Origin of the sequence: Campylobacter concisus (genome assembly GCF_902460845.1) — a bacterium.
In the GTDB taxonomy this organism is placed as follows: Bacteria; Campylobacterota; Campylobacteria; order Campylobacterales; family Campylobacteraceae; genus Campylobacter_A; species Campylobacter_A concisus_X.
The window spans coordinates 245893-261690 of the sequence record NZ_CABPVS010000001.1; the positions used below are offsets into that span (position 1 = coordinate 245893).

Here is a 15798-nt window from a genome sequence, read left to right on the forward strand (position 1 = left end):
AATTTTAATAAATTATAAATTTTCAAAACTAATTGTAAATGTAATACTATTTTCATCTACATTTCTAGCAAAGATTAGAGCGTTATTTTTACTAGCGATTAGCCGGCTCATATATAGACCAAGCCCGCTGCCGGACTCTTTTGTGCTAAAGTGTGGCTCAAAGATAACTTTTAAAAACGAAGCCTTTATCGCTCCTGCATTATTTTGCACGCATAAATTTTTACGATTATCTTTTATGAAAGTATAAATTTTTATTACTCTTGGCTTTACATAGCTTTGTTTAAATGCATCTTTTGCGTTATTTATAATATTTATTAAAATTTGGATTATTTCATTAAAATTTGCAAAAATCGTAAAATTTTCCCTTATATCGATCTCTATTTCTATTTGATATTTCTTAAGTGAGGCATTTAGAATTTTTATAGTCTGATTTATCACTTCCTCTACGCTAAACTCCCTTTTTAAAGTATTTGGTTTAAAAAAGTTTTTAAAATCATCAACCGTTTCAGACATAAAATTTATCTGTTTGCTAGTCTCTTCTATAAACTCATAAATTTTTGCTTCATCGAGCTTTTTTCGCTCCTGATAGAGTTCTAAATTTATTAAAGCTGAGCTGATCTGTGCCAGTGGTTGCTTCCACTGATGCGAGATATTGCCTATCATCTCACCCATTGAAGCTAGGCGGCTTTGATGTATCATTAGCTGCTCAGTCTGCCTTTTACTCTCTTCGCCACGCCTATGCATCTTATAAACAAGTAGCAAAAATATCCCAAATACAAAGGCTATCGCGCTCATTATGATGACAACCTCTTTTAGATGGTAAGAGAAAATGGCACGTAGTGGGATTTTAAAAGATAGCATTGCCATCATCTCACTTGCTTCAGAAATTTTTCCATTTGAAATTTCATAACGATCCAACATCTGTTTTGGAGCACTTTCGCTATTGTGACAGGCTAAGCAAGATGTATTTTGACTTTTTATAGGAAGTCCTACAAAAAATTGTGAGCCGTTTTCATCTTTTATAATCTTTGAAAACTCACTAAATTTATTCTCTTTAAAGCCTCTTAACACCTGCGCTTCAAATTCATTTGGCTCATGAGCTTTATTTAAAGGTGCCATGGCGACTAGTTTGTAGTCAAAGTCAAGATTGTATTTTTTCTTTTGGATATTATAAATTTCACGGCTTATATATGAAGATGAGAGTAATCTCTCGTCAAAAAAATCCTCTTTTATAATGCCATCATGCTTTAGCTGCTCTATTAGCGGACGCTGAACGCCTGCAATGTACTCTCTTACAGAATTTATACTCTCAAGGACGTAGTACGCCTCTTTTTTGGCATCTTTCATTGCAAGATTATTATAAAAATTTAAAACAAGTGCGGATATTAAGAGATAAACAAAGATAAAAACACTAACGATTAGCTGAAATTTATATTTCACAAAGATAACCTACACCGTATAAATTTTTAATCACATCTTTGCCAAGCTTCCTTCTAAGCTCTTTTACGATCGTCTTTATCGCCTCTTTGCTTGGCTGCTCATACTCCCAAATATAATCAAAAATTTGTTCATAAGTTATAGTTTGATTTTTATTGTTTAAAAAATACTCTAAAAGCCTACTTTCGCTCTTGCTTAGATGAGAAATTTCACCATTTATATAAAGTACTTTTTTGCCAAAATCGTATTCTAATTCATTATTTAGCCTAAGAGTCGGCTTGCGTCCAACAAGCTCTAAAGCAACGTCTTCTAGAGCTTTTATAAATGACTTTTTATCATATGGCTTTGCAAGATATCTTGTGATCTTTAGCTCAACTGCTCTCCACAAATACTCTTGCTCGATGTGGCTTGATAAGATCACGATAGGAATTTTTTGATTTATAGTTCTTACTTTTTTAGCGATCTCTAGGCCATCGATATTTGGCACGCTTATATCAAGCACCAAAACATCATAAGCATCGCTCATCGCTAGCTCAAGTGCATCATAGCCATCTGTTACGCCATTTACTTCGGCAAAAAATAGCTCCAAAGAAGCACAAATATTTTTTAAAATCGCCTCTTCATCTTCAAGGCAAAGGACCTTTTTGTTTGATAAAACGTCTAAAATATCATATTCTTGCATAGCCTCATCTCGCTTTTTGAGCAGATATTATCACTTGGTAGCTTAAAAAATAAGATTATCTAAAAAATAATTCATACCAATATAAAAGACAGATTATTTTTAAAAATTAAACTATAAATTTTTGTTGAAGTGATTTGAAGTCTTGATTAAAATTTTTCTATAAGTACTATTTTTGGATTTTTCTAAAAATTTTAGCTATCGATCAATTTTAAAAAAGAAAGATAGCTATATTTATAGTATAAATTTTAGTTGCCTCTGCTTCCAGGCTTGATCGCTTTGCTTCCATTTTTACAAAGTGGGCAATGCTCAGGCTCATAAATTTCAAACTCAAAATTTCCTAAAGCAAAAAACGGCTTATCGCTTGGTAGTTTTGCATTTGGCTTAGCTTCATTGTCTAAATTTGTAACCTTACAAAAGCCACGGTTCGCAAGCGCTGCAAAGCCAACCACCTCGCCGCCAAGGCTCTCTATCACACGTGCCGCTTCAAGTGCCGAACCGCCAGTTGTGATAATATCTTCACAAACGATAAATCTCTCACCCTTTTTCACCTCAAAACCACGTCTAAGACTCATTACCTTTTCAACTCTCTCTGTAAAGATAAAACGCTTCTTTGCCGCACGTGCAAGCTCATAGCCAGCTAAAATTCCTCCAAGTGCAGGCGAGCAAACACTATCAAATTTAATGCCAAATTTCTCTATCACACGGGCAAGCTCGTCAGCTAGTTTTCCAGCCAAAGCTGGGTCTTCAAGCACCTTTGCGCTTTGGAGATAAAACTGCGAGTGGTTACCACTACTTAGTAAAAAATGTCCCTCTAAATACGCTCCGGCCCCTTTATAAATTTTCTCTAAATTCATCGTTTTTTCCTTTTAAAATTTACTCAAAATTTTAACACAAGCCTACTTAAGCCACTCTTTTTAAAATTTAATAAGCCACACATTTGTATAATCTTCACACTCTTACAAAAAGGACGCTCATGCTTATTTTTAACCCTGTTGTTTTTAGCATTTTAGTGATGACAATACTTTGTCTATTGCGCTTTAACATCTTGCTTTCTATTCTTATCTCTACTCTTTTTGCTGGTGTGATGTATAAACATGGATTTAGCGGATTTGAAAGTGGTATTATAAATGGGATCGATAGCCTCTTTACAGCTCTAAAAGAGACTACGCAAAGCCTCATAAGCGGCATGCAAGGCAATCTTGAGACATCACTTAGTTATATTTTGCTTGGTGCTTTAGCAGCCGCCATCGCAAATACAAATTTAACTGCTATCTTGATAAATGCTTTGAGTAAATTCCTTAGCTCAAATAAAGTGATTTTTATACTAACTATTGCATTTATAGCGTGCTTATCTCAAAATTTAATCCCAGTTCACATAGCTTTTATACCTATTTTGATCCCGCCACTTCTTGCCATTATGAACAAAATGGGAATAGATAGACGTGCCGTAGCTTGTGCTTTGACATTTGGTCTTCAAGCACCTTATGTAAGCCTTAGCGTTGGCTTTGGTCTGCTTTTTCACAATATCTTAAAAAAAGAGCTAGCAAATAACGGCATAACCACATCTATTTCTGATATCTCTTCTGTTATGTGGATAGGTGGCGCTTCTATGCTTATCGGACTTATCCTTGCCATACTTTTTTATGGTAAAAAAAGAGCTTATAAAACTTCAAAATTTGAAAAAGAAGAGCTTGATGAGATCGAGCGCGCAAAAAGCCTTGAGATGACTAAAAAAGAGTGGGCGGTTTTAGCTGGTGCAGTTGTGGCTTTTGGTGTGCAAATTTATACTGAGCTGCTACCTCTTGGCGCACTACTTGGACTTTTGGTTATGGTTGTTTTTGGCGGTATCGAATACAAAAAAGTAGATAAGATTATGGATAACGGCCTTGCTATGATGGGATTTATCGCTTTTATCATGCTAGTTGCTGCAGGTTATGGCACTATCTTAAGGGAGAGTGGCGGAATAGACGAGCTTGTAAAATACGCTAGCTTGGTATCTGGCGGCAAGATAGGTGGAGCACTTTTGATGCTTCTTATTGGTCTTCTCGTTACGATGGGCATAGGCACTAGCTTTGGTACGATACCTATTTTAGCTTCTATCTATGTGCCACTTTGTCTTAATCTTGGCTTTGGCGTACCAGCCATCATCTTGCTAGTTGGTATCGCTGCAGCTCTAGGAGATGCTGGAAGCCCAGCAAGCGATAGCACACTTGGGCCGACAAGCGGTCTAAATGCTGATGGTGAGCACAACCACATATATGATACTTGTGTGCCTACATTTGTATTTTTCAATATCCCACTCATCATCGGTGGCATCGTAGGTGCAATGATACTTGGATAAAATTTGGCGTTAATTACGCCAAATTTCTTTTTATTTCTTCTGCTTTTTATCAATATAAATTTTTGGAACATCTTTTGCTTTTGAAAAATATAAAAATTTAAAATGCAAAAAGGATAAGTCAATGATGAGATCACTTTGGTCTGGTGTTTCAGGCCTACAAGCCCACCAGATAGCCATGGACGTAGAGGGCAACAACATCGCAAACGTCAATACTTATGGTTATAAATACAACCGTGCAAACTTTGCTGATATACTAAGCCAAACTCCAAGAGTTGCTACTGCTCCACAAGGTCAGCTAGGCGGTCAAAACGCTATGCAAATAGGTCTAGGAACGACTATAAACTCAACTACAAGAATTTTCTCTCAAGGCACACTAACATCTACTGATAAGCCAACAGACCTTGGACTTCAAGGAAATGGTTTCTTCGTCGTATCTCCAGATGGTGGAACTACAAGATACTACACAAGAAATGGTGACTTTGTCCGTGATAAAGCGGGAAATTTTGTAAACAATAGCGGATATATAGTTCAAGGTTGGACAAGAGATGAAGAGACTGGCACTATCGACTCAACAGGTCCGATAAAAAATATTGTGATCAAAGAGGGTCTTACAACTCCGGCAAGAGCTACAACAGAAGTAAAGATAAAAGGCAACCTTGACTCAGGCAACACCATCGACCAAAGAAGCACTCCTATTTATTCACTAGATTCGGTTGCTGGTGGACGTGACTATAACAATGACGGAATTTTAGATCCAAACGAAGTCCACAACGAGAATGATGTAAATAACGATCAGTTTTATACGAACTCAAGAAAAGAACAAAGCCTAACAGAGCGTGGCGTAGATCTAGGTGTTACATTTGATGAGCTTGGAAATGGCCTTGCTTTAAGAGATGGACAAGGTATCTGGGTAAGCTACGCAAATGCTAAAACTGAAAAATTTACTATAGGTAGTGGATTACCAAATAATATTGGTTCACTTACTAATGGAACTGCAAAAAAATTAAATATAACATTAAATGGTGTAAATATAACCGGAGATGTAACAAATATAAGTGATGTTGCAGCCGCTATTAACGCTCAATACAATAAAACTGGTGTTAGAGCTGAAATTTCAGAAGGTAATAAACTAACACTTATAAATAGAAATAATTCAGGTACTACAAAAGAGACAAAAAATATTCACTTAACTGTCAATACTGGTGATGAATTAGTAGCAGCAACGACAGCAATGGGAGTGGCAAATGGCGGTTTAAAAAATCGAGATATTATCACAGCTTATCAATATGTCTATACAAGTTCACAAACAACAGCAGTTCACGAATATAATGATGCGAAAGAAAGGCAAGTAACTACAACAGAAGATCTTCGTGCTGCTATGCAAAAAGATGCAAGGAACTACATTGACTACAACGGTGATGGTCAAATAAGAGCAAATTCAGACGCACTTGATGCTGCAAAACAAGCAATAGCGGCACATAGAAGAACGCCTGGAACTGGCGGGGCAGCCATAACTAGCACCGTATATCAAACAGCTTATAATACTGCTTATAACAATACAACTGGTACTCCGGATGCAAAACACGCAGCTGGTATCGCGGCACTTCAAGCACTTGCAGGTGATGATACAAATGATGGTGTAAAGATCACTGTAAATAAACTAGGTCAATTTCAACTAGAAAATCCATCAAACGAAGTAGCAGATCATGCACTTTATATGACAACAACTGGTCTTACAAAGCCAGCTCAAGGTACAAATAATTCAGCAGTAAATGAAAATGTGAGACTTACAACTATTATGAAAGCACTTGATGGCGCACTAAGCCCGGGCCAAGCTCTAAGAGCAAGTGGAAAGATGATGATGTCAAGCCACGGCTCAACGGCAGAAATTTTTGACTCACTTGGCTCAAAACACACAGTTAGTATCAAATGGACAAAGACAGGTACTACAACAGATGGCGGAACTGAGTGGAGCATGGTTATACAAGTACCAGAGCCAGCTAAGATAAACTACACAGGTGAAGGTCCAGATAACGTTATAACTGGAACAGCTAGATTTAACGCAAATGGCTCACTTGCAAGTTTCCATCCAGCAACGATAACATTTTCAGCTAACAACGGCTCACAAAGTGGCCAAAACATTAGTCTAAATTTTGGTCTTGGAACTGATTTTAACGGCTTAACAAGCTTTGATAAAGACTCATCAACTGAGTCAATCTCACAAGATGGCTACACAGGCGGCACATTAAACGGCATAAAAATAGATGAGACCGGAACGATAATAGGCTCATTTTCAAATGGTCAAAGCTTTGGCCTGGCTAAAGTAGCACTTGCTACCTTTACAAACAACGAAGGTCTTCAAAGCGAGGGCGGAAATGTCTTTTCACAAACTGCAAACTCAGGCGAAGCAGTCATCGGTGCAGCTGGCACAGGCGATAAGGGAACGATCGCAGCTTCAAAACTTGAAGCTAGTAACGTCGATCTAAGCCGTGCGCTAACAGATCTTATTGTTATCCAAAGAGGTTTCCAAGCAAACTCAAAAACGATCACAACAAGTGATGAGATGCTAAATACACTTCTTCAATTAAAACAATAACAACTAAGACTTTTACAAAAGGGAGCATTTGCCTCCCTTTGAAATTTATGCTTTAAATTTACAAATAAAATCAGCCTTATTTTTGTAAAATGCTAAAAAATTTTACAAAAGAGAAAAAATGCAAGTAACACTACTAAATCACACTCCACTAAATATCTGCTCTCACGCAATCCGAACATGCTGGCAAAGCTTTGAAAAAGGCGACAACGGTGGCGAAAAAGATATTGAGCTAATAGATAGAGTAGGCAATAAATTCAAACACGCATCAACACTAGAGCATCTTTACTACAACTTCTACATCCAAGGCATCTCTCGCGCACTACTTCAAGAGCTAGCTCGTCACCGCTTGGCAAGTCTAAGCGTCAAATCAACCCGCTACACGCTAAAAGAGCTAAAAAAAGAGGAAAAATTTGAAGTAGGGCAGTTTGAGCGTGCAGCTAAATTTATCGTACTAACAAATGACGAGCTAGTCGATAATGCAAGCATAAAAGCGCTTGAAAATTTACGTGAAATTTTAGCCTCAACTACAAAAAGCCTTGATATCGTTAAATACTGCCTGCCAGAGTGCTATAAAACTGAGCTTACATGGAGCATAAATGCTAGAAGCTTGCAAAATTTCATCTCTCTAAGAAGCTCAAAATCAGCTCTTTGGGAGATAAGAAATTTAGCAAATGCCATCTACGATGTCTTACCTGAAGAACATAAATTTATCTTTGAAAAATGCTTGCCAGAGGATGAGCAAAACTAGCATTTACGTTAGTGCGATTTGTGGTTTAGAAGTGATGAAACGAGCGCTAAATTTACTTTTGTAAAACGTAAAGAAGCTCGTCTACGTGGATGTTTCTGGCTTTTAAATTTCTACTGCCGCGGTAGGCGTTATACTTTTGGCGAAGTAGATGAACTTTGCCCATTTTATTTAGATTTTGATCAAATTCCTCTTGATTTATAAAGCCCTCTGAGTTAAACGAGACGAGGACAAATTTTGCCTTTAAATCTGATATGAGCTCAAAAAAAGCCTCGCTTGCTGATGATTTTTTATTAAAGACTGATCTGTTCCAGTCCTTTGTTATGCCTGAAACTTTTGAAATTTTACTTGGTTCAGTGTTGCTTGCGATGAGATTTAGCATGAAATAGTTTGAGCCGTATGGGTGCTGATTATAAGGCGGATCAAGATAGACTAGATCAAGCCCATCAAGCTCTTTTGCTAGTAAATTTGCGTCCTTTTGATAGACCTCAAATGGCACGCTAAAATTTGAGAAAATTGGCTTAGTCAAATTTATATCAGAAGTAATCCTTGAGATGGCGTTTTGCCCTTGTCCTCCAAACTGACCAATACCATCTTTATTTTTATGAAAACCTTTAAAAATTCCACTCGTATTTGCATGCACGCTTGCATTATAAAGTAGTGGAGCTATGAAAAATTTTCTCATCTCCTCTGGCATTAGCTCATCTATGAGCCTTCTAGCAGTGTCAATGAATATGGCATTTTTTCTAGTATAAAAAACTCTCTCGCCCTCGGTAATATTTTTATCATCTTGTGGGGCATAAATTCTTGTTATAAAGCCCTCAGAAAGGTTATCTTCTATCTCTTTTTCAAGCTTTTTTTGCCAGAAATTTATCTCATCTATTAGCTCATTTGTGGCGTTTTGCAAATAGCATGAGTTTGTGATGAAGCTGTAAAGTTCCAAGTCATTTGCGACTAGGAATTCGCTATTTTGCTTTAAAAACCTAGCCACCACGCCACTTCCACTAAAGAGATCACAGCAGCTAAGCTTTTCTTTTTTAAGTTCGTCTTTTGCGTATTTTACGCCTAGATCTATAAAGCCTAAAAGCGAGCGTTTGTTACCAAGATAGGTTAAAATTTGCTCTTTTAGATAGGCTTGATTTTCTTGTTTAGCTGGCTTCAAATCAGTGCTTTTTTAGTCCCATAGCATCAACGTCAAGCTTGATCTCATCGTTATTTATGATGACTAAGCCAAGATCAAGAATTTTCTTTGCTATGGCGTGTGCTTCATCAAGTGAGTGCATCTTGTAAGTACCGCATTGAAATTTATTTAGCTCTGGGATTTTATCTTGATCTTTGACTTCTAAAATATCTTTCATAGAGGTTAACCATGCCTTTTTTACAGCTTCTTCGCTAGGTGTGCCGATCACACTCATATAAAAGCCAGTTCTACAGCCCATCGGCGAGATGTCGATGATCTCTACGCCGTTGCCGTTTAGATGGTTTCTCATAAAGCCAGCAAAAAGGTGCTCTAAAGTGTGAGTGCCCTTTTCTGGCAAAATTTCTTCATTTGGCTTGCAAAATCTCAAGTCAAAAACACTGATATCATCACCCTTTGGCGTTTTCATACTTTTTGCTAGTCTTACTCCTGGGGCTTGCATTTTTACGTGATCTACACAAAAACTATCAAGTAATGGCATATCTTCTCCTTTAAATTTTTGGTAATTCTATCGTAAAAAATGTTTAAAAATTTAAAGGCTCATGAAAAATTTTACATAAGCCTTGTAATATCTGAATGTTTGTGAGTATTAAAATAACAAAACTTTTACTTACTATTATAAATTTCTCATATATTCCGTACTATAAATACCTTGAATACGTCTTTCCATGTCACCATACCAACTTTTTGGAAGAGTAGTAAGAGAGTTAAATTTCTCTAGTAAATTTAAATTTTCATTTGGTGTAAAAAAGAGCCTATTTATCTCTAAAATGCTCATATGAACTGGATCTTTTTCTATAACTTCTATCACATCGCCCACTTTGCACGATCCTGGAGTGATGACGCGGTAGTACCAGCCAGTAAGACCAGTTTCAAAGATGTGAGTAGCCATATTTTCATTACCCCATCTTTTCGAGAGCTTAAAGCAAGGCTTTCTAGGCTGCGATACTTGAAGGATTAGTGAGCCGATTTTATGTATATCACCTATACAGACACTACTCTCATCGAGTCCATCAATGCATAAATTCTCACCCATAGCTCCATAAGCCATATTTTTTAATCCTAAAAAACTCTCCCAATCGGCGTAATTTGCAAATGAATTTGCAAAAACTGCCTTTTCAGGGCCGCCATGGTGTTTTGTATCAGCGACACTATCACCCACAAAGCCAAGCTCATCTGCGAAAATTTCGCCATTTTGAGCTACTTTAAATATAGCTGAACTCCATGGTGTATTTAGCTTATTAGTAGCACTTTGCGAGCCGTAGTTTTTCACCTCACCAATTAGTAAAGCTTTTAATGTTGCCATCTTTTTCCTATCAAAATTTAGCTTATTCTTAAATTATTCGCATGAGTTAGCGCGATCGCGATTGCATCGGTAATATCAAGCGGTTTTATCTCTTTATTTATACCTAAAATTTTCTTCACCATAAACGCTACTTGCTCTTTGTCAGCTTTGGCCTTGCCAGTGACCGTCTTTTTCACCTGAAGCGGTGTATACTCGGCAAAATCGCCATGAAGCTGTAAAATTTTAAGGCTAAGTGCTCCGCGAAACTGAGCAAGCTTTAAAACCGTTTTTGGGTTGTAAGCAAAAAATATATCTTCGATCGCGACCTCGTCAAATTTATGGTTTTTAAAGATGAGATCAAGCCCCTCGCAAAGCTCGGTAATCTGATATTGAAGTGTGTTTGGTTTTATTTTTATGAGTCCTGCTTCAAGAAGAGTAGTTTTCAATTTATTTTTTTCAAGTATTGCATAACCACAATTCTTCGTACCTGGGTCAATTCCTAAAATTTTCATCACTATCTTTTCAATACTTTTTCACGACTTTTTCACGATGTGAAAAAGTTTGTCAGAGTTTAACAAAGGTTTTATTAAAATTAAGATAGTATCACTATAAAAATTCTCAAAATTTAAGGTATAAAAATTTGATAGCAGACGAAATTTTAGAAAATCTTTCAACACAAATTTCACCTGAAGAATACCAAAGTTATATCAAGCAATTAAAATTTAACGAAAAGGCTTCAGACGATCATATTATCGTATTTACTGCACCAAATGAATTGATGGCTAAATTTATAAATACAAGATATGCTGATAAAATCGCTCATCTATATGAAGTTAGAACAGGCATAAAACCAAATATAGAAATTTCATCTACTAAAAGTAGCAAGGTATCAAAACAAAATCAAATAAATGTTAAGCAGATAAAAACACAAAGTAGCATTTTAAATCCAAGCTACACATTTGAAAATTTTGTCTGTGGAGCTTCAAATCAATACGCATTTTTAAGTGCGAAAGCAGCCGCTGAAAAGCCTGGCGTACTTTATAATCCACTTTTTATATATGGTACGACGGGACTTGGCAAGACTCACTTACTTCAGTCAGTTGGAAATCACTGCCTAAATAAAGGAAAAACCGTTATTTGCGTAACTAGCGAACAGTTTATGATAGATTTTACCAGTCACATAAATAATCACTCAATGCCAAAATTTCGTGAGAAATATAGAAACTGCGATGTTTTACTAATAGACGACGTGCAGTTTCTTGGTAAAACTGATAAAATCCAAGAGGAATTTTTCAACACATATAATGAGCTTTTAGCAAAAAATGGTCAAATAGTTATGACTTCAGATCGACCTCCAAAGACACTAAAAGGCTTTGAGGATAGGATGATTTCAAGATTTGATAAGGCTTTTATGGCTGATATTACGCCACCTGAACTTGATACAAAAATAGCCATCATCATCAAAAAATGCGAGTTTGATAAAATCGATCTAAATAAAGAGGTCATAAACTACATAGCTACAAACATGGGAGATAATATCCGTGAGATCGAGGGAGCTATCATAAATTTAAACGTATTTAAAACTCTTATGAAAGAAGAGATCACACTTGATCTTGCAAAAAGTATATTAAAAGATCTGATCAAAGAAAAACGTGAAAATATAAATTTCGATACTATCGTTGAAATAGTTAGTAAAGAACTAAATATCAAACAAAGTGATATAAAAAGCAAATCAAGAGTTACAAATATCGTAGAAGCAAGACGAATCATCATATATCTTGCAAAGATGCTTACAACAAACTCAATGCCACAAATTGCAAACTATTTTGGTATGAAAGATCACAGTGCCGTTAGTCATAATATTAAAAAAATAAATGAACTAATACAAACTAATGAAATTTTTAGTCTAAAAGTTACTGAATTAAAAAACAAAATTTTGACAAAAGGATAAAATACAATATGAAATTTGTGAATAAATGTGAAAAAGAAAATATAATTTTTCACATTTCAAATAGCTGTATTTCGATGTTTAAAAGTACTTTTCACTTTTTAACATTACCTACTAAAACAAAAAAATTAAATTTAAAAATAGAAGGAAGTTTTTAATGAAAGTTTTAATAAACAAAAATATGCTTGAAAGCATAGTAACAAATACAAACCCATATCTTGAAAAAAGAGATCTTAGTGCTATAACTTCTCACATTTATATCTCAGCAAAAGATGGTGTTTTAAACATAAAAGCAACTGATCATGAGATAGGACTAGCATATAAACTAAGTAATGTAAAAATAGTCGATGAAGGTTACGCAACTGCAAATGGTAAAAAACTACTTGACATTATAAAAAGTCTAAAAGACGAAGAAGTGATGTTAGAGACTGTAAATAACTATCTTTATATAAAACAAAAAAACTCAAAATACAAACTTCCAATGTATAAATTTGAAGATTTTCCAGAATTTCCAACAATTGAGGGTAAATCAAAATTTGATGTCGATGCTGTTATGTTAGGAAGAAGTTTAAAGAAAATTTTACCAAGTATTGATAGTAATAACCCAAAATTTGAACTAAATGGTGCTTTCCTTGATATTAAACAAGACTTTATAAATATCGTTGGCACTGACACAAGAAGGCTTAGTGTATTTAAATTTCAAACACCAACTGAAAAAGAATTTTCACTTATAATCCCTAAAAAAGCTATAAATGAAATACAAAAACTATTTTTTGACAAGATAGAAATTTACTATGATGAAAACATCTTAATCGCGCAAAGCCAAAATTTTGAATTTTTCACAAAACTTATAAATGGTAAATTTCCAGATTACGAGCGTGTAATACCAAAAGAGGTCAGAAAAAGACTTCAATTAAGTAGAGATAAGATGATAGAGGGTATAAAGACTATCTCAATGCTAAGTGATACAATGAAAATATCTTTTGCGAAGGACAATATAACATTTGAAAGTGTTATAGAAGATAACTCTGAAGCAAAAACTACGATTGATTATCAAACTGGTTTAGAGCTTGGAGATGAATTTTTCATAGGTATAAAAAATAGATATCTACTTGACTTTTTAAGTAGCATCGAGGATGAAAATTTTGAGCTTGGATTTAATGAAAGCTCACTAGCATTTGTTGTAAATTCAAAAGAATTAACAACAGTAATAATGCCGATAAATTTATAAGATAAGGCAAGATTATGGAAAATAATTACGGCGCAGAAAATATCAAAGTACTAAAAGGGCTTGAGGCGGTTAGGAAGCGCCCAGGCATGTATATAGGTGATACTAACATAAGTGGTCTTCACCATATGATCTATGAAGTCGTTGATAACTCTATTGACGAAGCGATGGCAGGATACTGTGATACGATAGATGTTGAGCTTACACGTGAGGGCTCAGCGATCATTAGCGATAATGGCCGTGGTATCCCAGTAGATATGCACCCAACTGAGAAAATTTCAGCTGCGACTGTTGTTTTAACTGTTCTTCACGCTGGTGGTAAATTTGACAAGGATACTTATAAAGTCTCAGGCGGTCTTCATGGCGTTGGTGTATCTGTCGTAAATGCACTTTCTAAAAAGCTAGTCGTAAATATCAAACGTGATGGAAAACTTCACAGACAAGAATTTGCAAAAGGTATTCCTCAAAGCGATCTTGAAGTTATAAAAACTACAAACCGCACAGGTACGCAAGTTGAGTTTTGGCCAGATGATAGCATATTTGAAGTGACTGAATTTGACGATGAAATTTTAGTAAAAAGATTTCGCGAGCTAGCCTATCTAAACCCAAAGATAACTATAAATTTTAAAGATCAAAGAAATGGCAGAAGCGAGAGCTTTCATTTTGAGGGTGGACTTGAGAGCTTTGTAACTGATATGAATAAGGCAAATGCTGTCAGTAAAGCAGTATCATTTAGCGGTGGTGAAGATGACGTGCTTGTTGATTTTGCACTACTTTACAATGACACTTACAGTGAAAATTTACTAAGTTTTGTAAATAACATCAAAACTCCAGACGGCGGTACTCACGAGGCTGGCTTTAGAGCGGGTCTTACAAGAGTTATCACAAACTACGTTCAAGCAAATGCTGCTGCACGTGAAAAAGATACAAAGATAACTGGCGAAGATATCCGTGAGGGACTTATCGCAGTTGTTAGTGTAAAAGTGCCAGAGCCGCAGTTTGAGGGACAAACAAAGGGGAAACTAGGCTCTAGCTATGTAAAACCTATCGTTCAAAAGATGGTTTTTGACGTTCTTACAAAGTATTTTGAAGAAAACCCTATCGAAGCAAGAGCGATAATGGAAAAAGCTCTAATGGCAGCTCGTGGTAGAGAAGCTGCTAAAAAAGCTAGAGATCTAACTCGCAAAAAAGAGAGCATGAGTGTAGGCACACTCCCTGGCAAACTAGCTGACTGCCAGAGCAAAGACCCAGTCATCAGCGAGCTATACCTAGTGGAAGGCGACTCTGCGGGCGGTTCTGCAAAGCAGGGACGTGATAGAGTTTTCCAAGCGATATTGCCGCTTAAGGGTAAAATTCTAAACGTTGAAAAGGCAAGACTAGATAAAATTTTAAAGTCCGACGAGATAAAAAATATGATAACAGCTCTAGGCTGCGGTATCGGAGATGAATTTGACGCTGAGAAGCTTAGATATCATAAGATCATTATCATGACCGATGCCGACGTCGATGGTAGCCACATCCAGACGCTTCTTTTAACTTTCTTCTTTAGATTTTTAAATAAAGTTGTTGAAAACGGCCACATCTACCTAGCTCAGCCGCCACTTTACCGCTATAAAAAAGGTAAGAAAGAAATTTATCTAAAAGATGAAAAGGCATTAAATGAATTTCTTATCGAAACTGGTATCGAGGGCGTTGATATAGAGGGCATTGGAAGTGCTGATTTGATTGATTTTTTAAAGATCGTTGCAGCTTATAGAAACGTCTTAAAAGAGCTTGAAAAACGCTTTAACGTCCTTTCAGCGATCCGCTATATGATAGAAAATCCAGACATCGTTTCAAAAAGCTACAATGAAATTTTTGAAATTTTAAAGGATTTCTTAAAAGCTGAGGGTCACAACATCTTAAACCACTACGTTAGCGATGATGAGGTTAGAATTTATGTGCAAACTGAAAGCGGCCTAGAAGAGCTTGTAGTAAATGAAAATTTATTCACAAACCCACTTTATGAAGAGGCACTTTATATCAGCCAAAAAATAAAAGAGCGTGGCCTAGACTTGCATAGTGACGTTATAGATGTGCTTGATGAAGTAGAGAAGAATGCGAAAAAAGGTGCATATATCCAGCGCTACAAAGGTCTTGGTGAGATGAACCCTGAGCAGCTTTGGGAGACTACGATGAACCCTGAGAACAGAAGACTTTTAAAGATCGATATAAACGACGCTATAAGCGCTTCTGATACGTTTAATCTCTTTATGGGCGATGAGGTCGAGCCAAGAAGAAACTACATCCAAGACCACGCAAAAGACGTTAAACACTTGGATATTTAAAAGAAAAAGGA

General features: G+C 36.0%; 13 protein-coding genes. 6 read left to right on the plus strand and 7 right to left on the minus strand.

The annotated features are described in order from the left end of the window. Positions 1–12 precede the first annotated feature (12 nt). The 3 genes from F3H00_RS01310 to pyrE all read right to left on the minus strand — a co-directional run bounded on the left by F3H00_RS01310 (position 13) and on the right by pyrE (position 2973). Positions 13–1440, minus strand: a complete 1428-nt coding sequence (locus F3H00_RS01310) for a c-type heme family protein (RefSeq protein WP_107775664.1) — start codon at positions 1438–1440, stop codon at positions 13–15. Beyond that, complete coding sequence (locus F3H00_RS01315; protein WP_148799416.1) at positions 1430–2119, minus strand: response regulator transcription factor; 690 nt, start codon at positions 2117–2119, stop codon at positions 1430–1432. The genes F3H00_RS01310 and F3H00_RS01315 overlap by 11 nt, the downstream gene beginning before the upstream one ends. A gap of 245 nt (positions 2120–2364) precedes the next feature. Further along, positions 2365–2973, minus strand: coding sequence for an orotate phosphoribosyltransferase (pyrE, locus tag F3H00_RS01320; protein ID WP_148799414.1), 609 nt, complete (start codon positions 2971–2973; stop codon positions 2365–2367). Between the two features lie 119 nt (positions 2974–3092). Between pyrE and F3H00_RS01325 the strand changes: the two genes are divergently transcribed. The 3 genes from F3H00_RS01325 to thyX all read left to right on the plus strand — a co-directional run bounded on the left by F3H00_RS01325 (position 3093) and on the right by thyX (position 7804). Continuing rightward, on the plus strand, positions 3093–4460 hold the full coding sequence (locus F3H00_RS01325) for a Na+/H+ antiporter NhaC family protein (RefSeq protein WP_148799412.1): 1368 nt from the start codon (positions 3093–3095) through the stop codon (positions 4458–4460). A 121-nt stretch (positions 4461–4581) separates the two neighbouring features. Continuing rightward, positions 4582–7056, plus strand: a complete 2475-nt coding sequence (gene flgE, locus F3H00_RS01330) for a flagellar hook protein FlgE (protein ID WP_148799410.1) — start codon at positions 4582–4584, stop codon at positions 7054–7056. Between the two features lie 118 nt (positions 7057–7174). Then, positions 7175–7804, plus strand: coding sequence for an FAD-dependent thymidylate synthase (gene thyX, locus F3H00_RS01335; protein WP_072595296.1), 630 nt, complete (start codon positions 7175–7177; stop codon positions 7802–7804). Between the two features lie 52 nt (positions 7805–7856). Here thyX and F3H00_RS01340 read toward each other — a convergent pair whose 3' ends face one another. The 4 genes from F3H00_RS01340 to ruvC all read right to left on the minus strand — a co-directional run bounded on the left by F3H00_RS01340 (position 7857) and on the right by ruvC (position 10802). Continuing rightward, the gene (locus tag F3H00_RS01340) at positions 7857–8963 is read right to left on the minus strand and encodes a DNA adenine methylase (protein ID WP_148799408.1); all 1107 of its coding nucleotides are present in this window, start codon (positions 8961–8963) and stop codon (positions 7857–7859) included. 1 nt (position 8964) lies between these two features. Next, positions 8965–9480: an S-ribosylhomocysteine lyase gene (gene luxS / locus F3H00_RS01345; RefSeq protein ID WP_148799406.1), complete on the minus strand. Its 516-nt coding sequence runs from the start codon at positions 9478–9480 to the stop codon at positions 8965–8967. Positions 9481–9615: 135 nt separating this feature from the next. Then, positions 9616–10305, minus strand: a complete 690-nt coding sequence (locus F3H00_RS01350) for an MOSC domain-containing protein (RefSeq protein ID WP_148799404.1) — start codon at positions 10303–10305, stop codon at positions 9616–9618. 17 nt (positions 10306–10322) lie between these two features. Then, positions 10323–10802 carry a crossover junction endodeoxyribonuclease RuvC gene (gene ruvC, locus F3H00_RS01355; RefSeq protein ID WP_180378673.1) on the minus strand — a complete coding sequence of 160 codons (480 nt, stop codon included), beginning with the start codon at positions 10800–10802 and terminating at the stop codon, positions 10323–10325. 122 nt (positions 10803–10924) lie between these two features. Here ruvC and dnaA point away from each other — a divergent pair, with 122 nt between their 5' ends. From dnaA to gyrB, 3 genes are all read left to right on the plus strand, one after another. After that, a complete protein-coding gene (gene dnaA, locus F3H00_RS01360; RefSeq protein WP_054195855.1) occupies positions 10925–12235 on the plus strand; it encodes a chromosomal replication initiator protein DnaA in 1311 nt (436 codons plus the stop codon). Between the two features lie 154 nt (positions 12236–12389). After that, entirely contained in the window at positions 12390–13463 is a 1074-nt protein-coding gene (dnaN, locus tag F3H00_RS01365) for a DNA polymerase III subunit beta (protein ID WP_149703657.1), read from the plus strand. 14 nt (positions 13464–13477) lie between these two features. Further along, complete coding sequence (gene gyrB, locus F3H00_RS01370) at positions 13478–15787, plus strand: DNA topoisomerase (ATP-hydrolyzing) subunit B (protein WP_148799402.1); 2310 nt, start codon at positions 13478–13480, stop codon at positions 15785–15787. Positions 15788–15798: the final 11 nt, after the last annotated feature.

Bases quoted from the DNA above. Each gene is read 5' to 3' on its own strand.
- thyX (WP_072595296.1), top strand. From the start codon at position 7,175: ATGCAAGTAACACTACTAAATCACACTCCACTAAATATCTGCTCTCAC.
- F3H00_RS01315 (WP_148799416.1), bottom strand. From the start codon at position 2,119: ATGCAAGAATATGATATTTTAGACGTTTTATCAAACAAAAAGGTCCTT.
- flgE (WP_148799410.1), top strand. From the start codon at position 4,582: ATGATGAGATCACTTTGGTCTGGTGTTTCAGGCCTACAAGCCCACCAG.
- F3H00_RS01350 (WP_148799404.1), bottom strand. From the start codon at position 10,305: ATGGCAACATTAAAAGCTTTACTAATTGGTGAGGTGAAAAACTACGGC.
- F3H00_RS01325 (WP_148799412.1), top strand. From the start codon at position 3,093: ATGCTTATTTTTAACCCTGTTGTTTTTAGCATTTTAGTGATGACAATA.
- luxS (WP_148799406.1), bottom strand. From the start codon at position 9,480: ATGCCATTACTTGATAGTTTTTGTGTAGATCACGTAAAAATGCAAGCC.
- gyrB (WP_148799402.1), top strand. From the start codon at position 13,478: ATGGAAAATAATTACGGCGCAGAAAATATCAAAGTACTAAAAGGGCTT.
- pyrE (WP_148799414.1), bottom strand. From the start codon at position 2,973: ATGAATTTAGAGAAAATTTATAAAGGGGCCGGAGCGTATTTAGAGGGA.
- dnaN (WP_149703657.1), top strand. From the start codon at position 12,390: ATGAAAGTTTTAATAAACAAAAATATGCTTGAAAGCATAGTAACAAAT.